The 22,571-nt window shown below is 49.3% G+C and carries 30 protein-coding genes; 15 read left to right on the forward strand and 15 right to left on the reverse strand.

Features of this window, described 5'->3' with window-relative positions; genetic code table 11:
- Positions 1 to 85: 85 nt before the first annotated feature.
- The 5 genes from sspA to ACXAGR_RS21450 all read left to right on the forward strand — a co-directional run bounded on the left by sspA (position 86) and on the right by ACXAGR_RS21450 (position 3,549).
- Positions 86 to 718 carry a stringent starvation protein SspA gene (sspA, locus tag ACXAGR_RS21430; RefSeq protein ID WP_474852419.1) on the forward strand — a complete coding sequence of 211 codons (633 nt, stop codon included), beginning with the start codon at positions 86 to 88 and terminating at the stop codon, positions 716 to 718.
- Entirely contained in the window at positions 715 to 1,173 is a 459-nt protein-coding gene (locus ACXAGR_RS21435; RefSeq protein ID WP_474852421.1) for a ClpXP protease specificity-enhancing factor, read from the forward strand. Before sspA ends, ACXAGR_RS21435 begins: the two co-directional genes overlap by 4 nt.
- A 178-nt stretch (positions 1,174 to 1,351) precedes the next feature.
- Entirely contained in the window at positions 1,352 to 2,026 is a 675-nt protein-coding gene (locus ACXAGR_RS21440; RefSeq protein ID WP_474845354.1) for a spondin domain-containing protein, read from the forward strand.
- A gap of 8 nt (positions 2,027 to 2,034) precedes the next feature.
- Positions 2,035 to 2,739 carry a spondin domain-containing protein gene (locus ACXAGR_RS21445; RefSeq protein ID WP_474844928.1) on the forward strand — a complete coding sequence of 235 codons (705 nt, stop codon included), beginning with the start codon at positions 2,035 to 2,037 and terminating at the stop codon, positions 2,737 to 2,739.
- A gap of 63 nt (positions 2,740 to 2,802) precedes the next feature.
- Positions 2,803 to 3,549, forward strand: coding sequence for a response regulator transcription factor (locus ACXAGR_RS21450; protein ID WP_474844927.1), 747 nt, complete (start codon positions 2,803 to 2,805; stop codon positions 3,547 to 3,549).
- Positions 3,550 to 3,576: 27 nt separating this feature from the next.
- Here the strand turns inward: ACXAGR_RS21450 and mgtE are convergent, their stop codons facing one another.
- Together mgtE and ACXAGR_RS21460 are read right to left on the reverse strand one after the other, a co-directional pair.
- The gene (gene mgtE / locus ACXAGR_RS21455; protein WP_303573685.1) at positions 3,577 to 4,935 is read right to left on the reverse strand and encodes a magnesium transporter; all 1,359 of its coding nucleotides are present in this window, start codon (positions 4,933 to 4,935) and stop codon (positions 3,577 to 3,579) included.
- Between the two features lie 140 nt (positions 4,936 to 5,075).
- The gene (locus tag ACXAGR_RS21460; protein WP_474844926.1) at positions 5,076 to 5,831 is read right to left on the reverse strand and encodes a helix-turn-helix domain-containing protein; all 756 of its coding nucleotides are present in this window, start codon (positions 5,829 to 5,831) and stop codon (positions 5,076 to 5,078) included.
- 113 nt (positions 5,832 to 5,944) lie between these two features.
- On the opposite strand from ACXAGR_RS21460, the gene ACXAGR_RS21465 reads away from it, so the two are divergent.
- From ACXAGR_RS21465 to yiaA, 3 genes are read left to right on the forward strand one after another with little or no spacing between them, the layout of a single operon-like run.
- On the forward strand, positions 5,945 to 6,286 hold the full coding sequence (locus ACXAGR_RS21465; protein WP_303573682.1) for a hypothetical protein: 342 nt from the start codon (positions 5,945 to 5,947) through the stop codon (positions 6,284 to 6,286).
- Entirely contained in the window at positions 6,283 to 7,056 is a 774-nt protein-coding gene (locus tag ACXAGR_RS21470; protein WP_474844925.1) for a DUF2145 domain-containing protein, read from the forward strand. Before ACXAGR_RS21465 ends, ACXAGR_RS21470 begins: the two co-directional genes overlap by 4 nt.
- 18 nt (positions 7,057 to 7,074) lie before the next feature.
- Positions 7,075 to 7,467 (forward strand): inner membrane protein YiaA, encoded by a 393-nt coding sequence (gene yiaA / locus ACXAGR_RS21475; protein ID WP_303573680.1) that lies wholly within the window; start codon positions 7,075 to 7,077, stop codon positions 7,465 to 7,467.
- A 17-nt stretch (positions 7,468 to 7,484) separates the two neighbouring features.
- Here yiaA and ACXAGR_RS21480 read toward each other — a convergent pair whose 3' ends face one another.
- The 12 genes from ACXAGR_RS21480 to ACXAGR_RS21535 all read right to left on the reverse strand — a co-directional run bounded on the left by ACXAGR_RS21480 (position 7,485) and on the right by ACXAGR_RS21535 (position 16,109).
- The gene (locus ACXAGR_RS21480; RefSeq protein ID WP_474852423.1) at positions 7,485 to 8,228 is read right to left on the reverse strand and encodes a substrate-binding periplasmic protein; all 744 of its coding nucleotides are present in this window, start codon (positions 8,226 to 8,228) and stop codon (positions 7,485 to 7,487) included.
- Positions 8,229 to 8,281: 53 nt separating this feature from the next.
- Positions 8,282 to 8,554 carry an HPr family phosphocarrier protein gene (locus ACXAGR_RS21485; protein ID WP_119500180.1) on the reverse strand — a complete coding sequence of 91 codons (273 nt, stop codon included), beginning with the start codon at positions 8,552 to 8,554 and terminating at the stop codon, positions 8,282 to 8,284.
- Positions 8,554 to 9,399, reverse strand: coding sequence for an RNase adapter RapZ (gene rapZ / locus ACXAGR_RS21490; protein WP_474844923.1), 846 nt, complete (start codon positions 9,397 to 9,399; stop codon positions 8,554 to 8,556). The genes ACXAGR_RS21485 and rapZ overlap by 1 nt, the downstream gene beginning before the upstream one ends.
- Before the next feature lie 46 nt (positions 9,400 to 9,445).
- Positions 9,446 to 9,889 (reverse strand): PTS IIA-like nitrogen regulatory protein PtsN, encoded by a 444-nt coding sequence (gene ptsN, locus ACXAGR_RS21495; protein ID WP_474844922.1) that lies wholly within the window; start codon positions 9,887 to 9,889, stop codon positions 9,446 to 9,448.
- An 8-nt stretch (positions 9,890 to 9,897) separates the two neighbouring features.
- On the reverse strand, positions 9,898 to 10,185 hold the full coding sequence (gene hpf / locus ACXAGR_RS21500; RefSeq protein WP_119500183.1) for a ribosome hibernation promoting factor: 288 nt from the start codon (positions 10,183 to 10,185) through the stop codon (positions 9,898 to 9,900).
- Positions 10,186 to 10,217: 32 nt separating this feature from the next.
- Positions 10,218 to 11,702, reverse strand: a complete 1,485-nt coding sequence (locus ACXAGR_RS21505) for an RNA polymerase factor sigma-54 (RefSeq protein ID WP_474852425.1) — start codon at positions 11,700 to 11,702, stop codon at positions 10,218 to 10,220.
- A gap of 95 nt (positions 11,703 to 11,797) precedes the next feature.
- Positions 11,798 to 12,523 carry an LPS export ABC transporter ATP-binding protein gene (lptB, locus tag ACXAGR_RS21510; protein WP_119500185.1) on the reverse strand — a complete coding sequence of 242 codons (726 nt, stop codon included), beginning with the start codon at positions 12,521 to 12,523 and terminating at the stop codon, positions 11,798 to 11,800.
- 5 nt (positions 12,524 to 12,528) lie between these two features.
- Positions 12,529 to 13,098: a lipopolysaccharide transport periplasmic protein LptA gene (gene lptA, locus ACXAGR_RS21515; protein ID WP_474844920.1), complete on the reverse strand. Its 570-nt coding sequence runs from the start codon at positions 13,096 to 13,098 to the stop codon at positions 12,529 to 12,531.
- Positions 13,067 to 13,630, reverse strand: coding sequence for an LPS export ABC transporter periplasmic protein LptC (lptC, locus tag ACXAGR_RS21520; protein WP_119500187.1), 564 nt, complete (start codon positions 13,628 to 13,630; stop codon positions 13,067 to 13,069). Before lptC ends, lptA begins: the two co-directional genes overlap by 32 nt.
- Positions 13,627 to 14,181, reverse strand: coding sequence for a 3-deoxy-manno-octulosonate-8-phosphatase KdsC (gene kdsC / locus ACXAGR_RS21525; protein WP_474844919.1), 555 nt, complete (start codon positions 14,179 to 14,181; stop codon positions 13,627 to 13,629). Before kdsC ends, lptC begins: the two co-directional genes overlap by 4 nt.
- Complete coding sequence (locus tag ACXAGR_RS21530) at positions 14,181 to 15,152, reverse strand: KpsF/GutQ family sugar-phosphate isomerase (protein WP_474852427.1); 972 nt, start codon at positions 15,150 to 15,152, stop codon at positions 14,181 to 14,183. The genes kdsC and ACXAGR_RS21530 overlap by 1 nt, the downstream gene beginning before the upstream one ends.
- Positions 15,153 to 16,109: a calcium/sodium antiporter gene (locus ACXAGR_RS21535; RefSeq protein ID WP_119500190.1), complete on the reverse strand. Its 957-nt coding sequence runs from the start codon at positions 16,107 to 16,109 to the stop codon at positions 15,153 to 15,155. It abuts the gene before it with no gap.
- Positions 16,110 to 16,618: 509 nt separating this feature from the next.
- On the opposite strand from ACXAGR_RS21535, the gene ACXAGR_RS21540 reads away from it, so the two are divergent.
- The 7 genes from ACXAGR_RS21540 (at position 16,619) to murA (ending at position 21,297) form a co-directional block, all read left to right on the forward strand.
- On the forward strand, positions 16,619 to 17,419 hold the full coding sequence (locus tag ACXAGR_RS21540) for an ATP-binding cassette domain-containing protein (RefSeq protein ID WP_474844917.1): 801 nt from the start codon (positions 16,619 to 16,621) through the stop codon (positions 17,417 to 17,419).
- Entirely contained in the window at positions 17,416 to 18,192 is a 777-nt protein-coding gene (mlaE, locus tag ACXAGR_RS21545) for a lipid asymmetry maintenance ABC transporter permease subunit MlaE (protein ID WP_119500193.1), read from the forward strand. Before ACXAGR_RS21540 ends, mlaE begins: the two co-directional genes overlap by 4 nt.
- A gap of 9 nt (positions 18,193 to 18,201) precedes the next feature.
- A complete protein-coding gene (mlaD, locus tag ACXAGR_RS21550; RefSeq protein ID WP_119500194.1) occupies positions 18,202 to 18,684 on the forward strand; it encodes an outer membrane lipid asymmetry maintenance protein MlaD in 483 nt (160 codons plus the stop codon).
- Positions 18,685 to 18,767: 83 nt separating this feature from the next.
- Positions 18,768 to 19,427, forward strand: coding sequence for an MlaC/ttg2D family ABC transporter substrate-binding protein (locus tag ACXAGR_RS21555; protein ID WP_119503297.1), 660 nt, complete (start codon positions 18,768 to 18,770; stop codon positions 19,425 to 19,427).
- Positions 19,424 to 19,732 (forward strand): STAS domain-containing protein, encoded by a 309-nt coding sequence (locus ACXAGR_RS21560; RefSeq protein WP_474852429.1) that lies wholly within the window; start codon positions 19,424 to 19,426, stop codon positions 19,730 to 19,732. Before ACXAGR_RS21555 ends, ACXAGR_RS21560 begins: the two co-directional genes overlap by 4 nt.
- Positions 19,733 to 19,762: 30 nt before the next feature.
- On the forward strand, positions 19,763 to 20,020 hold the full coding sequence (locus ACXAGR_RS21565; protein WP_119500196.1) for a BolA family protein: 258 nt from the start codon (positions 19,763 to 19,765) through the stop codon (positions 20,018 to 20,020).
- Positions 20,021 to 20,034: 14 nt separating this feature from the next.
- Positions 20,035 to 21,297, forward strand: coding sequence for a UDP-N-acetylglucosamine 1-carboxyvinyltransferase (gene murA, locus ACXAGR_RS21570; protein ID WP_474844915.1), 1,263 nt, complete (start codon positions 20,035 to 20,037; stop codon positions 21,295 to 21,297).
- Between the two features lie 43 nt (positions 21,298 to 21,340).
- On the opposite strand, the gene ACXAGR_RS21575 is transcribed toward murA, so the two are convergent.
- Complete coding sequence (locus tag ACXAGR_RS21575) at positions 21,341 to 22,570, reverse strand: ATP-binding protein (protein WP_474852431.1); 1,230 nt, start codon at positions 22,568 to 22,570, stop codon at positions 21,341 to 21,343.
- Position 22,571: the final 1 nt, after the last annotated feature.

The raw sequence follows: 22,571 nt of genomic DNA on the forward strand, positions 1-22,571 counted from the left end.
GGGGGCATTCCGCCCCCTTTTTTTAGCATTTGTTTCTGGTCGCTATACGGCCGGGCAAGGTAACACTCTCGACGGAGGAAAATGAATGGCCGTAGCCGCGAATAAGCGTTCAATCATGACGTTGTTCTCAGATACTATTGACATATATAGTCACCAGGTTCGTATTGTTTTGGCGGAAAAAGGTGTGGGTGTTGAAATTAGCTACACTGATCCAACTAACCTGCCTGAGGATCTGGTTGATCTGAACCCCTACGGTACTGTGCCAACCCTCGTTGACAGAGAGTTAGTGTTATATAAATCCCATATCATCATGGAATACTTAGATGAGCGCTTCCCTCATCCTCCATTGATGCCGGTATACCCCGTTTCCCGTGGTCAGAGCCGCCTGATGATGCACCGCATCGAACAGGACTGGTATTCTCTGGCTGCACGTATTTTCCGTAATGAAGGTGATGTAGAAGCTGCCCGTAACGAATTACGTGAAGCGTTACTTTCATTAGGTCCTATTTTTGCTGAAATGCCATTCTTCATGAGCGAAGAATTCAGCCTGGTTGATTGCTACCTGGCACCGCTGCTGTGGCGTTTACCTGCGTTGGGGATCACTCTGACCGGTAATGGCAGTAAAGAAGTGAATGCATACATGAACCGCATTTTCTCCCGCAGTTCTTTCAAAGCTTCTCTGACTGATCAGGAACGCGAAATTCATAATCCGTTATGAGTAAAATGACATCCAATCAGCCGTATTTGCTGCGTGCATTTTACGAATGGATTGTAGACAACCAGTTAACGCCCTACATTGTGGTAGATGCCACGGTGGAGCGTGTTGATGTTCCGCAGGAATTCATTAAAGACGGCCAGATCGTGCTTAATGTTTCTCCCTCTGCGTGCGTTAACTTCTCGCTGGATCTGGACGCTATTTCGTTTCAGGCTCGTTTTGGTGGGCAACCCCGCCAGATCTATATGCCTTGTCATGCTGTATTGGCAATCTATGCCCGTGAGAATGGCGCAGGAACTGTTTTTGCTGTTGAAGATGAAATGCAGGCGCCTGAACAGTTGAGCGATGACGATACTGACACGCTGAACGGACCGTCTTCCGACGTTACCGATGGCGATTCTGAGAACGCGCCGGTGCCGCCGAAGAAAGGCAAACCTACGCTGAAAATCATTAAATAAAAAAATCCGGCCTGCGCGCCGGATTTTTTAATTCTTTTTAATACTGTTTCTTAAAAGTGCTGCTGTTGTGATCTGGCCGTGAGCAAACCGGGAGGATCCTGCGCCAGGATAAATGCTCCATACAACAACAGAGAGCTTTATCATGGCAAACAGAACCCTTCGCTACACAACCCTCTGCATGGCCACCCTGCCGGCATTTACTTTAAGCGCCGCTGAAGTAGAAATATCATTGGAAAACCTCACCCGGGGTATCGCATTCACACCTTTATTCATAGCAGCACACAGTAGCGACACCCATCTGTTCGTGACCGGTGAAACAGCAAGCACAGAATTGCAGGCTATGGCGGAAGGCGGTGATATCTCAGGGCTGGAAACAATGGCTGCCGGAGCATCTGCTGATATGGTCAGTAATCCCGCTGGCGGATTACTTATGCCGGCAATGACCACATCTGCCATGCTGACCACCACTGACGGCAATACCCAACTGAGTCTGGTAGCCATGTTGTTGCCCACCAATGATGGCTTTGTCGGTTTAGACAGCTGGACCATACCGGAAACTCCCGGCACCTACATGATTTACTTAAATGCCTATGATGCCGGTACCGAGGCCAATGATGAAGTTCGCGGGAGCGGCGTACCCGGTGAAGCAGGTATGCCGGTTCCTCCTCCTCTGGAAGCGTTAGTCGGTACGGACGGCACCGGGGTGAATGCCACTATCACCAATGCGACCGTTCATATCCATCCCGGCAATCTGGGAGACGATATGCTCAGCGGTGGTATGAGTGATGTTCAAAACACGGTACAGCGCTGGCTCAATCCCGTAGCCAGAGTGGTTGTTACGGTAAGTGAATAGGAGTGGATATGATGAATCAACGGATAATTCGCCTCAGCGCACTGACCGTCGCTTTATTCACCCTGGCGGCGTGTTCAGATGACGATGATGAAACCATCGTTGAACCCCCGGCACCTGAAATGCGGACTTATGAAATAACCGTAACCAATCTGACAGCTGCACAACCATTCTCGCCGGTCGCGGTGATTGCCAGTGACTCTGTGACTCTGTGGCAAACCGGCAGCGCTGCATCGGACGGGCTAGCCATGCTTGCTGAAGGAGGAGACAGCAGTGCACTGACAGCACAGGACGAGACGCTGGTTGCAGAAGCCGGTACTGAGCCATTGATGCCCGGAAGCAGCGAAACCTTTATGCTTACCATGGAAGCCAGTGATTCTGCTTTGTTGAGTGTGGTCACTATGCTGGTAAATACCAATGACGGATTCACAGGAATAACCGGGTTGGATTTATCTGCGCTGGTGACAAATGACACGCTTACCATGTTTCCCCATGTCTACGATGCGGGTACAGAAGAAAATACGGAGTCGGCGGGCACTATACCTGGTCCGGCAGATGGCGGGGAAGGTGTCAGCGACGGCAGAGAGGCCCTTGATGCTGTCACATTTCATGGCGGCGTTGTCAGTGCAGAGGGTGGACTGACAGACTCTGTTCTCGGTTCAGAACACCGTTTTGACAATCCGGTGATGAAATTAATTATCACCCGGATGGAATAAAATACAGGCACCTCCGGTCTGTTTCTATGCGAGTCATTGCATATGAAAACAGCCGGAGGGAAGATGATTTTGTTAACTCAGCATGATCAGGCTCAGTCACAGCGGATCCGCAAGTGTCTGGAGGCACTGGGACACCAGTGTGTGACAACGCTTAGCGACCCCTGTGAGGCAATCGCGGCAAATCAGTTTAGTCTGGTGGTTCTGGATATTGTATTGCCCGGCCGCTGCGGACTGGACGTCTGCCGTCAAATACGCCGGCAATACCCTCTGCTGCCTGTCATTATTGTTACCGCATCTCAAAGTGAAACTGACCATATCCTCGCGCTGGAACTCGGCGCCGACGATGTGGTGATGTTGTCGTGCCACGACAGGGTTTTACAGGCAAGAGTGAAAGTGCAGCTTCGCCGCTATCGTCCTGGACATGAGGAAACTACGCCGGGTTGCCATCTTTTGCAGTCTGGCAGGTTATCTCTGGACATCAGATCCCATCAGGCAAGGATCGGCGAAAGTACTCTACCGCTTACCGCTACGGAATTTATGTTGCTTACGCATTTTGTCCGTCATCCCAATCAGGTATTCAGCCGTAATCAGCTACTGGAAACAGTGTGGGGTCATCAGCTCGACTGCTACGAACATACCGTGGTGTCACACATTAACCGGCTCCGAAGTAAGCTGGCTGCAGATAAGAGCGTGGCTGCTATGCTGGAAACCGTCAGGGGAGTGGGATACCGCTTTACGCCCCGGCCGCCGGTAAGTAGTCGCCGGCTGCATCATGTGCCGGCTGACAGATATCCGGCAGCCACATTTTAAGACGTGGCTGCCGGGGCGTGAATATGCTCAGGTTAAAAGCAGTGACGCAGTTCCCAGGAAGGCAAAGATACCCACTACATCGGTAATGGTTGTCAGAATAACGCTGCCGGCCAGGGCAGGGTCGATTTTCAGACGTTTCATGATCATGGGTAAGGTTGCACCGGATAGCGCAGCGGCAATCATATTGACGAGCATGGCGAAGGCGATAACGAGGCCAAGCATAAGATCCTGCTTCCACAGACCTATTACAGAAGCAATAAGTACTGCCCACATCACGCCGTTTAACAGGCCGATTGCCAGCTCTTTATTAACCAGCCACTTTGCGTTGCTGCCATTGACATGGCCCAGTGCCATACCACGGATAACCAGAGTGAGTGTCTGATTACCGGCTACACCACCCATGCTGGGAACGATGGTATTCAGGATAGCAAGCACGGCCATCTGGCTCAGTGTTGCTTCAAATAAGTCGCTGACCGCTGCGGCAAGGAGGGCGGTGACCAGATTCACAGCCAGCCATACGGAGCGGCGCTGGGTAGATTGTAACACCGGCGCGAAAGTATCTTCTTCATCATCCAGACCGGCCATACTCATCATCGAGTGCTCCGCATCCTCGCGGATAATGTCGACCACGTCATCAATGGTAATACGACCGGCAAGGCGGTTTTTTTCGTCCACAACAGGGGCTGACAACCAGTTGTAACGTTCAAACAGACTGGCAACCTCACCATCAGGCATATTAACAGGGATCGCTTCGGGATCATCATCCATCACCTCTGACACTTTATCGTCGGGATCCGCAGTCAGCAGGCGTGCTACCGGCACAATGCCAACCAGATTATCCGTGCGGTTGACCACGTAAAATGTATCCGTGTTTTCCGGTAGATCCCCTTTCAGTCTGAGATAGCGCAATACCACATCAACAGTTACGTCAGGACGCAACGTAATGGTGTCGGTGTTCATGATAAAACCGGCGGTTTCTTCACCGTAAGACAGTGCCTGTTCTGCCCGGTGTCTGTCCTGAGTATCCATGGACTGCAGAATGTCCTGCAATACTTCATCCGGCAGACTGCTTAAAGTTTCCGCCAGGTCATCGGTGTCCATTTCTTCAAGGGCATCAACAACCTTTTCGGGTACCATCTTGCTGATAATACCGTTACGTACATCTTCTGACAGTTCTTCTAAGATATCGCCGTGAAAATCGCCGTCTATGAGGTCCCAAAGTTCATCACGGGTTCGGGTCGGGCTGGACTCAAGAATCAGGGCAACATCGCTGGGTGGCAGCTCATGCAGCATTTTGCGCACAGAAACAAAACGGCCGTCATTTAACGCCGCATTAAGAGCCCATAGCTGGCTTTGTGCTGATTTGCTTTCGAGTGCTTCTGCCACGGAAATCCTTTGAGAAACAAACAGGGAGGTAAATAAAGAATACCTTACCCTCCGGAAACTGTCATCGGGAAAGCGGCGTATATCTGCCTGCGAATCGCCACAAACCGTCCGTTTGCGCAAATTGTGAGCATCGGGTCGATTTATTGCTGCTGCGCTTCGCTTTGCTCTCTGCGCATCTTTTCAAACAGGGAGGGTTCCCAGGGACGCATCGCCAGCAACATACCAATATGCGTTCGTTCTGAAACCGGTAAAGATGAGTCAGCATCGTTTAATTCTGCCGCTTCCGTTGACAGTTGCTTCAGGCGCTTTTCAATGATCCGGATGGATTCCTCTGAATAGCGGCCACGGATGTATAACCTGAACAGCCAGGGTTCACCCCGCTTCGGCGCCATGAACTTCACCATAACTTCCTGTTCCATAAACTGTGCTAACGGTCCTCCCGGGATCCAGCGGAAATTCTGGCCAATTCGCAGACGGTAGCGGTTGCCGGGTAAAAGTTCTATCAGCCTGAGTTTATCGAGCTTTGCCAGCAGCCTGACACCTTCCAAAGGGTCTATCGCATAATGCCCGGTGATATCGTCAAACTGCCATCCGTCCCTTACCAGCACGGCCATAAGCAAAAGCTTCGGGTTAGCCAGTAACTCTTTTTCCTGTTCTTCAGTTAACTGGGACAGGGCGGGCTGTTCCCGTTCGCTGAGTTGGAACAGTTCACTGAGGGTCAGGTCCATCACATCGCAAATTTGTGCCAGTCTCTCCAGAGTAAAGGCTTCCTGTGCAAAACATCTTTTAATGCTTGCCTCACTCAGGTCAAGGCGCTCCGCCAGAGATTTATAAGTAAAACCCCGCTGCTTCAAACAGCGCTTCAGGGTACCGATGAGTTGCTTAATCTGCTGCATAGTATTAATAAGTGATACTTTTGGTGTTGAAATAGTCTACATCAATTATTTGAGTTTATTAATGTTCTTCTCCGGACTACTGTGAATACACAGTCACTACTGAGGAACTGGAAATGAAACATGGATTGATATCAGGTTTAGCAATACTGACACTGAGTTGCGGTGTAATGGCCGACGATTCAATACAACACAGCGGTCAGGCAAGTAAACACAGTGTGCTTGCAGCAACGGAAAGTGTGCAAACAACAGCATCAGTGGCCAGCGCGGTATCGGTTGCACCGGTCGTGTTAAGTGTGGGAGTGGCAGTGATTGCGGCAGATTCAGCGCACTCCGTTCACCATAGCATTGAGAAAAGCAATAAACCTTTACCGGTGACAAAACGGGTGATTACTGCAGACCCGGCACCTAATGTGGTGATAAACCAGACTATCGTGACACAGGGGAAAGCTCAATGAGGTCCGCGATAGCAATGCTTGCATGTCTGGCGTTGCCTGTATTTGCCGGCAGTCAGGAAGAAGCACCCCGCCGGTATGCGCCGGAGGCGATTATAAAGTTTGCAAAGCAAACTGAGCATTACCTGGCTGAGCAGGGAGCCTATGCGGCCATTATTGCGCGGGTTGGACGGGCGCCTGAAGACTTGCCTGAAGGTATTTCATTCACCCATACGGCAATTGCGCTGTATTCCGATATTACGCTGGATGACGGCACGGTAGAGCAGGGATATGCAATACACAATTTATATCAGCTGGCAGATAAGCCGGGTACAAGCGTACTGAAAACGGATTATCCGGTGGATTTCTTTTGGGGAGCAACGGAGTTAAAAACCGGCATAATCATTCCCGATTGGGAAGTGCAGCAGAAAATCGTTGCCCTGTATGCGCAGGACAAAGCGAAATTGCTGCACGAACCGGCCTATTCCGTTATTGCGAGTCCGTTTACGGAAGGAAAGCAAAATTGCACTGAGTACACCCTTGATGTGCTGAATGCTGCTATTTACGACACCACTGACAGTCATCGCCTTAAAAACAATACGCAGGCATGGTTTAAAGCACAGCCGGTGAAGGTTAACAAAATGAAGTTGCGGTTAGGCAGTTGGGTGAGCAGCGGCGTGTCGTTAAGCGACCATCCGGGCGCGATACAAACCGCTACGTTCACCACTATTGCTAATTATCTGGAAAACAATCAACTGGTGGCACATCAAACCGTGCTGTATGCCAGTCACTGATACAAAACGGAGATCATCATGAACGCAAATAAACCTACGAAAGCCTTTTTTATTGCTTCTGTTATTGCACTGCTGACAGGATTTGCCGCTTACATAACCGGACTCCTGAATGCCGATATGCCACTTAATGAAAAAGGCTACTACTTTGCTGTATTTCTGTTTGGACTGTTTGCTGCTGTGTCTGTTCAAAAAACAGTGCGGGACAAAATGGAAGGCATACAGACAACGAAAATATATCTGATGTTGTGCTGGTTTGGCCTTGGTGCTGCTATTGCACTGTTAGTGATTGGTCTGGTAAACGCCAACCTGTTGCTGAGTGAAAAAGGATTCTATGGAATGGCATTCGTCCTGAGTTTGTTTGCCGCGATAACGGTGCAAAAAAATGTCAGGGATAATACGGCAGCAGAATAAGGTGTGAGGTTGAAGGATCAGCTCGCAGGATCCGGGTCTTTAACATAGCCAGACAGGACGTGATTGAATTTATCGATGAAGCCCGGGTCCACAGATTGTTTACTGAACATGAAGTGGACGTCCTGCACGTTCACGGGATTATCACTGATTTCCAGTTCGAGATGCAGCAGTTCAGCATTAAAGCTAATCACTCTGATATCGTCCAGCACCAAATCGACACGGCCTCTGTTCAGAAACTGTAACCGCCGTTTAACGGAATCCAGATGAATAAGCTGCGCGCTGTACTGCTCAGTGACTTTTTCATTAAACCAGTCGCCATACCATCCGCCGGTATTTAACGCCAGGGTTTTGCCTTCCCTTAGTAAGGTTTCAAGAGATTTACCGGCATATTCGTCATGATGGGAAGGATGAAAGGCAAAGCTGATGGTTTCTTTGCGGTAAGGAACAGAAAAATAGTTTTTCAGTGCTCTCGCCGGTGTGAAAGCTGCACCTGTAACTACATCAATTTGCCCCAGTTCTATTTGCTGAGTGACCCGTCTTTCAGGCAGGATCTGGCTTTCCAGTGCATAATCCAGCTTGCCTAAAACCGACTTCAACAATTGGTAGTCTTCACCGGCCGGCTCATTATTGTCTGTTATGTACAGATAAGGAGGCCAGGCCGTACCACCGGTTATCAGACTTTTTCTGTGCTCAGCACACCATACTGAGCTTTGAAAAGCCATCGCTGTCAAAAAGATGATTAAACTGATGAAACGTTTCAACGGGTTTGCCTTTAAGCCTTCGCCGGCACTGCACACTCAGTGGTGTGCCGGCGCTATTCATCTTCGTTAAATCTGCCTGCAATTAGTGCCTCGACGGCATCCATTGCAGCTTCAGCATCCGGACCTTCAGAGATCACAGTAACCTGTTCCCCCTGATGACTTTCCATCATCATCAGTCCCAGCACACTATTGGCATTAGCCTGCTTATCGCCTTTTTGTAAAATAACTTCGGCATCGAACTGATTCGCCAGTTGCACTAACTGCGTTGCAGCTCTGGCATGCAGGCCCAGTTTATTAACAATAGTCAGAGATTTCTCTATGCGCATTATTTACTTTGCTCCCTGTGGCGGATCTGGACATCAGGATGAGATTCCCGGAAGTTTTTCGCCAGTGATTCCGCTACATAAACTGAACGGTGCTGTCCGCCGGTACATCCGATAGCGACAGTCACATAACTGCGGTTGTTCCGTTCAAGGTGTGGCAACCAGGTCGTGATGAGGTTCTGAATCTGCCAGATAAATTTGGTCACTATAGGCTGGGAACTGAGGAAAACCTGAACCGGTGTATCCAGGCCCGTCAGATGTTTTAAATCCGGCTCCCAGTGAGGGTTTGGCAGAAAACGGGCGTCAAATACATAGTCTGCATCTTTGGGAATACCGTGTTTAAAGCCGAATGATTCAAATACCAGAACAAGTCGTGAGCTTTTCTTACCGAGGATACGCTCGCGGATTAATTCTGCCAGCTGGTGGATGCTCAGAGAGTCGGTATCAATATTCAAATCCGCTCTTTCCGCTACAGGCGCCAGCAGTTCACGTTCTGTCTGGATGGCATCTGACAATGACTTATTCAGTTTGGCCAGCGGGTGTAACCGCCGGGTTTCGCTGAACCGGCGCACCAGCATATCGTCACTTGCGTCAATATATACGATGGTGACAGTCCATGACTCCGGCAGGTAGTCGAGAATTTCAACCAGCTCAGAAGGCTCTTTAGGCAAGTTTCTGACATCAATACTCACAGCTACCTGCTCGTATTCATCGGCGACAGTGTGTGTCAGGGCTGGTAACAGATTAACCGGAATATTATCGACGCAGTAGTACCCCAGATCCTCAAGGGCACGAAGTGCTACTGATTTTCCTGAACCGGAACGTCCGCTGATGATGATTAACTTCACGCCGTTTCTCCTGAAGTCACGTGTTGTCGGTGCGTATTACACTAAGTTACTGTAATGCGCGAATAATATCATCACTTGTCTGAGCTTTGCGGATAGTTTTTATGGTTTCTTTATCGCTGAGTTTTCCGGCAACCATGGCCAGAGTTTGTAAATGTCCTTCGGTTTGTTCCTGAGGGACAAGCAGAGTAAAGAAAATATCCACAGGTTTGTTGTCGATAGCATCAAAATCGATGGCGGGTGTGCTGGTAACTACGATGGCGATGACATTTTCCAGTCCGGCCAGGCGACCGTGGGGGAGGGCTATGCCGTTACCTATACCTGTGCTGCCCATTCGCTCACGGGCCAGCAGGCTACTTAACACGGTGGCTTCATCAACATCGGGGTTATTTTTAGCTGCAATCCCGCTGATGATTTCGAGAATGCGTTTTTTGCTATTGCACTGGACCGCACACTCGGTGCGGTCCAGGCTGACTATGGCTTGTATATCCATGAATTCAATTAGTGCTTTTTAAGCTTTTCCTTGTGTTTCAGGACCTGCCTGTCGAGCTTATCGACCATGCTGTCAATGGCAGCATACATGTCCTGATTTTCGGAAGAGGCGAAGACTTCCGCGCCGCTAAGATGAACCGTTGCTTCTGCTTTTTGGCTAAGCTTTTCAACATTTAAAATAACGTGCACATTTGATATGTGGTCAAAATGACGTTCCAGTTTGCTGAACTTAGTATCGACATAATTACGCAAAGAATCAGTGATCTCAATGTGATGACCAGAAAGGTTGATTTGCATATTTCGTCTTCCTTATTTTGAGCAGCCTTAAGTTAGATAAGGCTTTTGCGTTGGTTAGACGGCGGGATCGACAAGGATTCCCGGTACTTTGCTATTGTTCGCCGGGCAACCATAATGCCTTGATCGGCCAACAACGAAGCAATCTTGCTGTCACTCAGTGGCTTGCTTGGCTTTTCAGCGGCAACCAGCTTTTTAATCAGGGCGCGAATCGCTGTAGATGAACACTCACCACCTGATTCAGTGGCAACGTGGCTGGAGAAGAAATACTTCAACTCGAAAATACCACGGGGCGTGTGCATGTACTTCTGCGTTGTTACCCTGGAAATAGTAGATTCGTGCATATCTACCATTTCTGCGACATCATTCAGCACCATTGGTTTCATCATTTCAGGGCCATGCTCAAAAAAGCCCATCTGTTGCTGAACAATACAATTTGCTACTTTCAGCAGCGTATCGTTCCGGCTCTCAAGGCTCTTAATAAACCATTTTGCTTCCTGCATGTGAGAGCGGATAAATTGTGAATCACTGCTGTTTCTTGCTTTACGGCTCATTGCAGCATACTGCTGATTAACACTGAGCTTAGGCAGGCTGTCGGGGTTTAATTCTACAACCCAACGGCCATTTTTCTTCGCAACCGATACATCCGGAATGACATATTCGGGTTCTTTCGTAATTAATGCACTGCCCGGACGGGGATTAAGCGTTTGCAGCAAACGCATCGCTTCCCGTAACTGATCTTCTTTCAGGCGGGTTTTACGCATTAACGTACGGTAATCTTTACTGCCTAACAGATCGGAATGCTCTCTGAGCAGTAGTTTGGCTTCTTCCAGCCACGGTGTTTCCGGTGCAAATTGCGCCAGCTGAACTAACAAGCACTCCTGCGGTGTGCGGGAGCCGGAACCGAGAGGATCAAATAGCTGAATACGTTTAAGTACGCACTCAACCTCATCTTCTTCTACGGGCTCTTCCATATCTTCACTGTTTACGCTTTGCAGAATGTCGTCAACGGTAACCGTTAGATAGCCGGACTCATCAATGGAATCGATGATCGCCAGCGCGATGGCGCGGTCTGTGTCAGAAAAAGGTGTCAGACGCATTTGCCACAGCAGATGGTCCTGAATATTTTCGGTGGTTTCACCCTGAAAGATTTGTTCATCATCACCCCCGGAAGGGCCGGGCGCGGGGGCAGAAGACGCAGAAATGTACTCATCCCAGGTACTGTCGATGGGCAGCTCATCCGGTAAATCATTCTTTTCCAGTGCTTCACCGGTATCCATGCTGTCAGAAGATGAGGCTGTTGCAGACTCTTGCATGCTGTCATCATTGTCGATGTTATTTTTCTCAATTACATCGTTGTCGGAGCTGTCGTCGACTTCCAGCAAAGGATTAGAATCGAGAGCTTCCTGAATTTCTTGTTGTAAGTCCAGCGTAGACAACTGCAATAGCTTGATCGCCTGCTGAAGCTGAGGCGTCATTGTTAGTTGTTGGCTAAATTTTAACTGTAAAGATGGTTTCATCTACGTCTTATATAAACTCTAAAAAGGACATCCGGTTGTAGCGGTGTGAGTGCCGGTGGCGAAATCTCCGCTAAATGCTCATCCCGATATCTTAACTATAGCCTGAATTGCTCACCAAGGTATACATCACGAACTTTTTGATTACTTAATACCTGTTCTGCGGTGCCCTGAGCAATCAGTTCTCCATGACTGACGATATAGGCCTCTTCACACACATCAAGGGTTTCCCTGACATTGTGGTCGGTGATGAGGATACCGATACCTCTGTCCCGTAAGTGCTGAATGATCTTCTTTATATCATTAACCGAAATCGGGTCAACTCCGGCGAAGGGTTCATCGAGCAAAATAAATTGCGGATTGGCTGCCAGTGCGCGGGCAATTTCAACCCGGCGGCGTTCGCCACCCGACAAACTCATACCTGTACTATTACGTATATGGTTAATATTAAATTCATCAAGTAGTGCATCCGCTTCCTGTTCACGTTGATGACTTTTTAAGTCTTTACGCGTCTGTAATATCGCCATGATGTTTTCATGTACGGTCAGCTTGCGGAAAATGGATGCCTCCTGGGGTAAATAGCCAATTCCCCGGCGGGCACGTTCGTGCATTGGCTGGTGCGTCAGCTCCTGCTCATCAATGAGGATTTTGCCTTTGTCCAGTGGCACAAGACCGACAATCATGTAAAACGTTGTGGTTTTACCTGCACCGTTAGGACCCAGCAGACCTACTATCTGTCCGGTAGAAACCGATAAACTAACGTCACGGACGACCTGGCGTGATTTATACGACTTTGCCAGGTGAGTCGCACTCAGGGTTGCCATGTAACTCAGTTACCCTCGTTTTCGTTGCTGTCTGAAGTCTTGTTCTCTTCCTTCAGCTCTTTAACTGTGTCAGGACGGAAAACCGTGGTTACCCGGCCGTTGCTGTTACTTTCACCGCCGGTTGCCAGAAGTTGCTCTTTTGACATGTCATAGGTGATGCTATCTCCCTGGACCATGCTGGTATCTTGCTGGATTTTCGCATCACCTTGCAAGGAAATAAGTTGTTTGGCTACTTCGTAGCGAATTTCATTTGCGCTGGCTTTTACTTTTGCGCCGTCATCCAGCGTTTGAGAATAAGTGGCTGGTTTTCCGCGGGCAATAAAAACCTCTTTCCCTTCGCCTTCACTGGCGATGGCTTCAACTTCATCTGCGGCAATGATGAGTGAACCCTGGGTAATCTTCACATCGTCTTTAAAAACCGATTTCTTCTTTTTACCGTCAATAAACTGTGACTTAGCATCCACGGTAATAGGCTTTTCAAAATCACCGGAGCCGGCCATTGCCTCACCGGCAGCAGCAAGCAGCGCTATTGCTGCGAAAAGGCTAACTGCCCGGGGAATAAATTGTCTGCACATGATCAATTAACTCATATTGTTGGGTACGCAGGTTTGCATTGAAACCGTTACTTTTAATGATGGTCTGTACACCGCGTATATCTACCGGCTGGTCTGAAGTCATGGTTTTGTCATCCAGATTCACCTTAATAAAATTGGTTGTGATGGTCTGGATAAACTCTTCAGGGTTCAGGCTTTTTATCAGCACATTGTCTTCCAGCTGGATCAGGTCATCGTTGTAGAGTGTGCCTTCATCAGCGGTGACTTGCCATGGGGCCTCGTCATCATTCACATAGACAGTGTATTTGGGTTGGTCGAATAACACAAAGCCTAGTTGGTCGTAATGCTCCATAGAGGCGGCAAAGACTTCGTGGTTGAGTTTGCCTTCTTCGTTATACAGCGTAGTTGTCAAATTCTTTGCTTTATAGGCAGGGCGTAAAGCGTCTGCTCCGGCTTTTTTCGCCGGTGCTTGCTCTTCTGCCATCCAGACCGGAAGGTACATCAGCAGCGCCATAACAAACAGCGCAGAAATACTGATCCCTAAACGGTTCATACGCTGGCCCCGTGTATGGTGTCCAGCGTGCCGAGCGCCTGTAAAATCACATCACAGACTTCCCGTACTGCGCCGAATCCACCATTTTTTGTGGTGATCCAGTTCGCTTCGCGGGTGACGGCCGGATGGGCATCTTTCACCGCAATTTTTGTTTCGGCAAACCGGTACATGCCAAGATCCGGCATATCATCACCGATGGCTGCAACCTCTGATGGCGCCAGATTCAACTTTTCGCACAACTGAGCCATAGCCGTGGCTTTATCTTCCTGACCCTGAATAATGTGCTTCACATTCAAAGCGGTCATGCGATTCTTTACAATGGCCGAGTCGCGGCCGGTAATGACAGCAACGTCCACACCACTGTTTATTAATGCCTTAACGCCATAGCCATCGCGGGTGTGAAAGGCTTTTAACTCTTCACCATTGTTGCCAAGATAAATTCTGCCGTCAGAAAATACGCCGTCGATATCACAAACGAGCAGTTTCAGCCCTTTGAGTTTTTCAAACCGCTCTTCACTGATCACACCGTAAAAAGTGACTTCATGTCCCATCAGAGAACTCCTGCTTTAAGCAACATATGCATGTTGAATGCGCCCACGGGGTGATCATTTTCATCCACCACCATCAGCGCACTGATCTTGTGTTTTTCCATTAAATTTAACGCTTCCACTGCCAGTGTACCGGAGCGGGTAGTTTTCCCGCCGCGGGTCATAACATTGGCTACCGGAGTGGTATGAATGTCGGTTCTGGCGTCCAGAATTCGTCTCAGATCGCCGTCGGTAAAAATACCGCCGAGTTTGCCGCTGTCATCTGTAATACCTGTCATTCCCAGACCTTTAGAAGATATTTCCAGCAGAGCCTGTGAAATGGTCGCGGCAGACGATACAAGAGGAAGAGCGTCGCCGGTCAGCATGATATCGCCCACTTTGAGTAACAGTTTCCGGCCCAGACTGCCGCCCGGGTGAGAGAGGGCGAAATCATCTGAAGTAAATCCTTTAGCATCCAGCAGTGCAATGGCCAGCGCGTCACCCATTACCAGGGTTGCTGTAGTACTAGAGGTCGGTGCAAGCCCCAGCGAACAGGCTTCTTTTTCCACACTGACATTGAGTACCACATCGGCATGCTGGCCGAGGGTGCTTGATTCGCTATTCGTCATCGCGATGACAGGCACAGACAGCCGCTTGACCACGGGAAGCAGGTTCACCAGTTCGCCGGTTTCTCCGGAATTTGAAATGGCCAGCAATATGTCTGTCTGACTAAGCATGCCGAGATCGCCATGATTGGCTTCGCCAGGGTGCATGAAAAAGGCTGGTGTGCCTGTACTGGCAAGAGTCGCAGCAATTTTACGCCCGATGTGGCCGGATTTCCCCATGCCGCACACGACTACTTTGCCTTTGCATTCAGACAACAAGGTACAGGCTTGCTCAAATTTATTGTCCAGCCGGGATGCCAGCGCACTTACTGCGCTGGTTTCAATTTCTATGACCCGTCTGGCTGACGCGATATACGGTGAATTACTCATTTAACCAAATAACCAGAATTGATACGCCACAAAGCATAGTACAAAGATGCCACCTTCCAGGCGGCCTAACTGGCGTTTGCCGATAAAATTAAAGCTCAGGAAAAATAATAACACTGTGAGACCAAACATCACCCACATGTCTCTGTTATACACATTCTCGTCCAGTAGCCCGGGAGCAATGAGTCCCGGCATACCTAATACTGCCAGCAGATTAAAGATATTCGAGCCGATAACATTTCCCAGTGCCAGGTCACTTTCACCTTTCAGTACACCGGCCACACTGGCGGCCAGCTCCGGTAAGCTGGTGCCCAGCGCTATGATTGTCAGGCCGATCACCAGGTCGGACACACCGAAAAAATGGGCGATATCTACTGCCGCATTCACCATAAAATGGGCGCTGAGTGGCAGTAACACAATACCCACGCCAACCCACAACACTGCAGAACCGGTATTTACACCGTCAGGGATTTCTCCGTCGGTTTCTTTCACCAGCGGATCTTCCTTATCTACCTGTAACGATATCCAGGCCATACCTGCGAGTACAAATACAAACAGGCCGAGGAGAATCATGCCTTCCAGATGAGCCAGTTTGCCGTTATTAAGAAAGAACATGGCAAGCACGGTTACACCAAGCAGAACCGGGAATTCACGTTTTAATGTAGAGGAAGAGACGACGAGCGGTTTTACCAGGGCCGTGATACCCAGCACGAGGGCAACATTAGTAATATTTGAGCCCAGCGCATTACCTACCGCTGTGTTCATATTGCCATTTGAGGAGGCGATAGCCGATACAACAATTTCCGGTGCTGATGACCCCATAGCGACAATGGTTAAACCAATCATCATGGGGGAGATTCCGATATTTTTCGCCAGTGCGGAAGCGCCATAAACGAAGCGGTCGGCACTCCAGCTAAGTACAGCAAGACCCAGCAGGAAAATACAGATAGAAAGTATCACAAGTTACCATCGTCCTTTGTTTTTTCGGATTGTCGCAAAAAGTACAGCATTTGCATACGGTTTAGATAGAATACCTGCTAATACGGTTGCAACTGGTTATAAGTGCAACAGTTGCTGTTGCTTTTCCGCTATCTGCAAGCATATTTCTGCTCTGTATCAACAACATCAATGTGATAAATCATCCGGATTGTCAAAAACTGTCAGCATGATGACAAAAGTGTAATCGCGCTGTGACGGGTTTTTTTACGTACAAAAGAGAGTGGTCAGTCTTGAGGCTGGCTCTGATGGCATGATTCTCGCTGGCTAACTTGCCGGAACCGGAGAAATTTGTGCAGACAGTGGCAATAAAAGCAAGCGTAAAGTTTTCGAAAAATGCGAACACACCTTGTAACTTTTTCGTTTTGGCGGCTGTCCTCAAATGAAGATACAATGGTGTATGTAAAATCGGGTAGTAGCATTTTCTGCTACTGCCGGCAAAGAACATAAAGGGAAGGCGCGTCTTCAAGAATATGGGAAATTTAGTGGAAATAGACAACATGACATTCCGGCGCGGATCCCGCGTTATCTATGACGGAGTGTCGATTGTTGTTCCCAAAGGCAAGATTACAGCGGTAATGGGCCCGAGCGGAATCGGCAAAACAACGTTGCTGAAATTGATTGGCGGGCAGCTCCCGCCGGATGAAGGCGATATCCGCTTCGATGGCGACAGTATTGTTTCTATGAGTCGCAGCGAGTTATATAAAACCCGTCGTCGCATGAGCATGTTGTTTCAGAGCGGAGCGCTTTTTACTGACATGACGGTACGCGACAACGTAGCGTTTCCGCTCAGAGAACATACAAAACTCAGCGATGATATTATCAACACCATTGTCGCACTTAAGCTACAGGCTGTAGGGTTACGTGGTGCGGCAGATATGATGCCCAGTGAACTGTCCGGTGGTATGGCCAGACGTGCTGCATTGGCCCGTTCTATTTCTCTGGATCCGGATCTCATCATGTATGACGAGCCTTTCGCTGGCCAGGACCCCATCTCCATGGGGGTGCTGGTGAAATTGATTCGTGAACTGAATGATGCCCTTGATGTCACCAGTATCGTAGTGACACACGATGTCACGGAAGTGCTTACCATTGCTGATTACATATACATCCTGGCGGATAAGCGCATTATCGGTCAGGGCACTGCCGAAGAAATTCAAAACAGCGATTCTGCGCTGGTTCAGCAGTTTCTGAATGGTGAAGCCGATGGACCGGTGCCATTTCACTATCCGGCGAAAGACTTATCCGACAGTTTTTTCGGGGGTAAGTCATGAAGTTTCTTCAACAAACCGGCGCTGCAACCATTGCCAAAGTCGCTGCAATTGGCCGTGCAGGCATCATGCTTTCCGGTGCCTTATTTGCAGCTCCCAAAGTTAAGAATATCTCACTGACCATTCGTCAGCTTTATGTTGTAGGTGTGCAATCACTGCTGATTATTCTGGTATCAGGCCTGTTCATTGGCATGGTAATGGCTTTGCAGGGCTATACCATTCTGGTGGGCTATGGAGCTGAAGGCAGCCTGGGGCCCATGGTCGCACTGTCATTGTTACGGGAACTGGGACCGGTGGTCACCGCATTACTATTTGCCGGTCGTGCAGGTTCTGCATTAACCGCCGAAATCGGGTTAATGAAAGCCACAGAGCAATTATCCAGTCTGGAAATGATGGCGGTGGATCCTCTTCGCAGAGTGGTTGCTCCCCGTTTCTGGGCCGGCATGATCGCTATGCCGTCACTGGCAATGATATTCAGTGCGGTTGGTATCCTGGGTGGTCACCTGGTTGGTGTCGACTGGCTGGGTGTTGATGGCGGTAGTTACTGGTCGTTGATGCAATCAACGGTTGAATGGCAAAAAGATGTGGTCAACGGCGTCATAAAAAGCCTCGTGTTTGCCCTGGTTGTGACCTGGATTGCCATATTTAAAGGATATGATTCGGTTCCGACCTCAGAAGGCATCAGTAAAGCCACGACGGAAACCGTTGTTTTTTCATCATTAGCTGTATTGGGGTTGGACTTCGTACTCACTGCCCTGATGTTCGGAATTGAGTAGAGGATAGAAATGAATAAGTACAAAACGGAAGTGATGGTTGGTGTATTTGTGGTGCTGACTATTGCAGCCACCTTATTGCTGGCTTTGAAAGTGGCAAACCAGACCATGACCAACGCAGGCGACACGTATAACCTCTACGCCAAATTCGACAACATTGGCGGCCTGAAAGTGCGCTCTGCGGTAAAAGTGGGCGGTGTGACAATTGGTCGTGTAACAGATATTCATCTGGATAAAGAAGACTACACGCCGGTTGTGACGCTGAGCATTTCTACCAGTTACGAAGGATTTCCTGATACCAGTTCGGTATCCATACTGACATCCGGCCTGCTGGGTGAGCAATACGTCGGATTTCAGCCCGGTTTTTCCTTCGACGGGGTTGAAGAGCTGAAAGACGGTGACTATTTACAAGACACCAAGTCTGCGCTGGTGCTTGAGGATCTGATTGGTCAGTTCCTGTTCAACCGCGGCGGCAGCAGCGACAGTAACGAATAATTGAAACAAATTCCGTGATGCGGGGGTCTGATTCCTTAAGGCTACCGCACCACAACAAGGACACAATTTTAGGAGATTAAGTGTTGAAAAAGCTTTTATTGATTGCCGGCTTACTGGTTGCAAGTGTAACTGGCGGGGTGCAGGCCCAGGAAGTTAACGAACAAAACCCGTACGCACTGGTTAAAGAAGCCGGTCAGAAAACCTTTGATCGCATCAAAGCCAGTCAGGCGCAGATCGAGAAAGATCCTGAAGAACTGCGCACCATCATGAAAGAAGAGCTGTTGCCTCATATCGATTATCAGTTCGCGGCTTTTAAAGTGCTGGGTAAATACTTCAAGTCAGTACCCAAAGATAAATTATCAGAATACGTTCAGGTATTCAGACAGTACCTTATCACGACTTATGCGGTAGCAATGGGTTACTACGATAATCAGAAAGTGACTTTCGAGCCTGAAGGAGACTTTTCAGATAAGAAGTCTGTGACTGTACGTGCTGTCGTTCAGGATCCCGGTCGCCCGGACATTAAAGTGGCATTCCAGGTTCGTAAGGACAGCCGGACTAATGAATGGAAAGCCTATGACATGGTCGCTGAAGGTATCAGCCTGCTGGACAGCAAGCGCAGTGAATTCGAACCTATTCTGCGTCAGGAAGGCATTGATGCCGTGCTGAAATTAATGCGCGAGAAAATTGAACAGCCTGTGGGCGAGCAAGTTAAGCAGGCACAAGATAAGGATGCTGCGTGAGTCTTTTTCAGCTAGGTGAAAATGGTATTGTGCATATTCACGGTCACCTCGACCGTGATACACTCGCTAAAAATTGGTGGGACATGTTAAGTTCCACCGAAAAATCCGCTCTGGCAAAGCAGGGGCGCTGCATACTCGATTTAGGGGATGTAGAGCGAATCGACAGTGCCGGTCTCGCCTGGTTGATAAACGCTGTGCGTGACGGCAAAGGCAATCACGTAGATGTAGTACTGGCACAGGTGCCGGAGAAACTACTGAAACTGGCTAAAATCAGCGACGTCGATACCCTGTTGCCCGTAGAATAATACGTTTCCAAATCTAAGAGTTAGCAGACCATGGAATTATCTGATATCGAAACTTTGCTGAAAGACAAGCTGGGTTTAACTGAAGTACACGTTAAAGGCGAAGGTTCACATTTCACAATTATTGCTGTCAGTGACAGCTTCAATGAAATGAGCCGCGTGCAGCGCCAGCAGGCTGTTTACGGTCCGCTGCAGGACAAAATTGCTGATGGCTCAATGCATGCCATTTCTATTAAAACCTTCTCTGAAGCAGACTGGCAGCGTGAGCGTCAGTTCCACGTACCTCAATAACGGTAAATACATCTGTGGATAAACTCGTAATAAAAAAGAGCCCGCCACTGAATGGCGAAGTACGTATCAGTGGTGCTAAAAACGCTGCGCTGCCGTTATTATTTACCCCGCTTCTTACCTCTGACACGTGTCGTTTTACTAACGTACCTGCACTCAGAGATATCAATACCACCACGGCTTTACTGAAAGAACTGGGTGCAGAAGTCTCCCGGCCGGCAACGAATGAAGTCGTTATCTCATCTGCATCACTGAACAGTGTGACTGCATCGTATGACCTGGTAAAGACCATGCGTGCGTCCATTCTGGTTTTGGGGCCTTTACTTGCGAAGCAGGGAAAAGCGAATGTTTCCTTACCCGGAGGCTGTGCTATCGGCGCACGTCCGGTGAATTTGCATTTGTCTGGCCTGGAGCTGATGGGGGCAAAAATTGAAGTCGACGAAGGTTATATTCGCGCTGAAGTAGACGGCCGCCTGAAAGGGGCGCGAATCTTCATGGATATGGTCAGTGTTGGTGCCACGGAAAACCTGATGATGGCAGCAGCGCTGGCAGACGGTATCACCGAGCTGGAAAATGCTGCACGTGAACCGGAAATTGTCGACCTTGCTAACTGTCTGAACCAGATGGGGGCAAAAGTTAAAGGTGCAGGTACCGATCATATCACCATAGAAGGCGTGGAACGATTAAACGGTTGTGATTACCGTGTATTGCCGGACCGTATTGAAACCGGAACGTTCCTTGTCGCTGCTGCGGTATCAGGTGGCAAAGTTAAATGCCTGGATGCTGCACCGGACACGCTGGAAGCCGTACTTAATAAGTTACGACAGGCTGGTGCCGTCATCACCACAGGTGATGACTGGATTGAACTGGATATGCAGGGCAGAAAGCCTAAAGCGGTGCAGGTGAAAACCGCCCCTCATCCGGCTTTCCCGACAGACATGCAAGCGCAGTTTGTCACGCTGAACTGCGTGGCAGAAGGTTCCGGTGTGATTACTGAAACTATCTTCGAGAACCGTTTCATGCATGTGCCCGAGTTACAACGTATGGGCGCTGAAATCGCGCTTGAAGGTAACAGTGCGCTGACGAAAGGGGCATCGCGACTGAAAGGTGCACCGGTGATGGCCACAGATTTACGGGCATCAGCAAGTCTGGTTATTGCAGGTTTGATTGCTGACGGTGAAACCCACGTGAGCCGTATTTACCACCTTGATCGTGGCTACGAAGGCATTGAAGAAAAGCTCAGTGGTTTAGGGGCTAACATTACCCGCGAAAAAGAATAACCTGACAAGGGCATCGTTACAGTTTGCCTGTTTACGATTGCCCTTACCGGAACTTCGGAAAACGTAATAAAAAGTCAGCGCCACCAAGCTGACTTTTTTGTACCTCACATTCCCCGTCATGCCACAGCATAATGCGCCTGACGATGGCCAGACCCAAACCGGCACCGCCACGCTCACGGCTTCTTGCTGTATCAGGACGGTAGAATGGGACAAAAATTTTCTCTTTGTTTTCTTCGCTTACCCCGGGTCCGTCATCTTCCACATGCAAAACAATATGGGCCCGGTTGTCGCTCACCCGGAGCCGCACTTCCGTTCGGGCGTAGCGGATGGCATTTAGCAGCAGATTTTCAATAGCTCTGCCAATGTAATAATCGTCTCCCAGAACCACTAAACCGTCATTGTCCGCAGTAACTGAAACTGAGATGGCGGTATTTCCGGCAGTCCGTTCTGCTAAATTTTCCGCCATCGCCCTTAACGGGATCTGGCTGACATTCAGTTCAGGCTGACGTCCGTCGTGACGCAAATAGTCCAGCATTTCCTGTACCATACGCTCAAGTTCATTCACGTCTTCCCGCATCGCCTTCCATCCTTCTTCATCAGCGGGACGTTCTGTTGCCAGCGCAAATTTAAGCCGGGCCAGCGGGGTACGCAGTTCGTGCGCGACTGCACCGGTCATTTCTTTATGCCGGTTAAATAATTCGGTTACCTGTGCACTGAGCTGATTTAACGCTTTAGCGATAGGCGCAACCATCGAGCGTTTAGGCAGCCATATTTTCCCGAAAGAGCCATCGGCGTTAACGTTGCTCAGGCCGCGGGTAATGGTGGTGAGATCCCGCCAGAGTGGCCAGAGCCAGAGCGCAATCAATGCCCCGAGCAGAACGTAGAAAACCGTTGAATACCACAGGGCGCGTGAAAGAGAGCCGGTAACCGGCAGGGTCAGTTCATACAGCGTGGTGTCGTCTGCGCGGGCGTATAACTGTATTGAGTCCTGATAGAACAGGGGAACGACCTCGCCGTTTTCCAGCGCCTGTTCCGATGCCGGACTGAAAGCCAGTGAGGCGGCAGGGATCACTCTGGGTTCCAGTTTCGCCCCGGCAAGCCAGGCGGCTCTTTCTTCCGGTTTCCTGGCAACAGTTTCCAGTGCAAGGACTATATCCGTTGCCTCGTCACTCAGGCCTTCGTCTGATGTAAAAAATAACGGCTCCAGCGCGGCACTTAACCCCGCCAGGGCAAGCGCGATAAAAAGATAAAGGCTCAGGAAAAGGCGGGTCACT

The sequence above is a fragment of the Alteromonas sp. ABH4_457 genome (genome assembly GCF_056160625.1).

Coding starts and splice junctions, on each gene's coding strand:
- lptC (WP_119500187.1), bottom strand. CDS start 13,630: ATGAACCGTTTAGGGATCAGTATTTCTGCGCTGTTTGTTATGGCGCTG.
- yiaA (WP_303573680.1), top strand. CDS start 7,075: ATGAACGCAAATAAACCTACGAAAGCCTTTTTTATTGCTTCTGTTATT.
- ACXAGR_RS21565 (WP_119500196.1), top strand. CDS start 19,763: ATGGAATTATCTGATATCGAAACTTTGCTGAAAGACAAGCTGGGTTTA.
- ptsN (WP_474844922.1), bottom strand. CDS start 9,889: ATGGATATACAAGCCATAGTCAGCCTGGACCGCACCGAGTGTGCGGTC.
- ACXAGR_RS21530 (WP_474852427.1), bottom strand. CDS start 15,152: ATGAGTAATTCACCGTATATCGCGTCAGCCAGACGGGTCATAGAAATT.
- mlaE (WP_119500193.1), top strand. CDS start 17,416: ATGAAGTTTCTTCAACAAACCGGCGCTGCAACCATTGCCAAAGTCGCT.
- ACXAGR_RS21505 (WP_474852425.1), bottom strand. CDS start 11,702: ATGAAACCATCTTTACAGTTAAAATTTAGCCAACAACTAACAATGACG.
- ACXAGR_RS21445 (WP_474844928.1), top strand. CDS start 2,035: ATGATGAATCAACGGATAATTCGCCTCAGCGCACTGACCGTCGCTTTA.
- ACXAGR_RS21485 (WP_119500180.1), bottom strand. CDS start 8,554: ATGCGCATAGAGAAATCTCTGACTATTGTTAATAAACTGGGCCTGCAT.
- mlaD (WP_119500194.1), top strand. CDS start 18,202: ATGAATAAGTACAAAACGGAAGTGATGGTTGGTGTATTTGTGGTGCTG.
- ACXAGR_RS21465 (WP_303573682.1), top strand. CDS start 5,945: ATGAAACATGGATTGATATCAGGTTTAGCAATACTGACACTGAGTTGC.
- ACXAGR_RS21450 (WP_474844927.1), top strand. CDS start 2,803: ATGATTTTGTTAACTCAGCATGATCAGGCTCAGTCACAGCGGATCCGC.
- ACXAGR_RS21435 (WP_474852421.1), top strand. CDS start 715: ATGAGTAAAATGACATCCAATCAGCCGTATTTGCTGCGTGCATTTTAC.
- sspA (WP_474852419.1), top strand. CDS start 86: ATGGCCGTAGCCGCGAATAAGCGTTCAATCATGACGTTGTTCTCAGAT.
- hpf (WP_119500183.1), bottom strand. CDS start 10,185: ATGCAAATCAACCTTTCTGGTCATCACATTGAGATCACTGATTCTTTG.
- ACXAGR_RS21540 (WP_474844917.1), top strand. CDS start 16,619: ATGGGAAATTTAGTGGAAATAGACAACATGACATTCCGGCGCGGATCC.
- lptA (WP_474844920.1), bottom strand. CDS start 13,098: ATGTGCAGACAATTTATTCCCCGGGCAGTTAGCCTTTTCGCAGCAATA.
- lptB (WP_119500185.1), bottom strand. CDS start 12,523: ATGGCAACCCTGAGTGCGACTCACCTGGCAAAGTCGTATAAATCACGC.
- ACXAGR_RS21440 (WP_474845354.1), top strand. CDS start 1,352: ATGGCCACCCTGCCGGCATTTACTTTAAGCGCCGCTGAAGTAGAAATA.
- ACXAGR_RS21470 (WP_474844925.1), top strand. CDS start 6,283: ATGAGGTCCGCGATAGCAATGCTTGCATGTCTGGCGTTGCCTGTATTT.
- kdsC (WP_474844919.1), bottom strand. CDS start 14,181: ATGGGACATGAAGTCACTTTTTACGGTGTGATCAGTGAAGAGCGGTTT.
- ACXAGR_RS21460 (WP_474844926.1), bottom strand. CDS start 5,831: ATGCAGCAGATTAAGCAACTCATCGGTACCCTGAAGCGCTGTTTGAAG.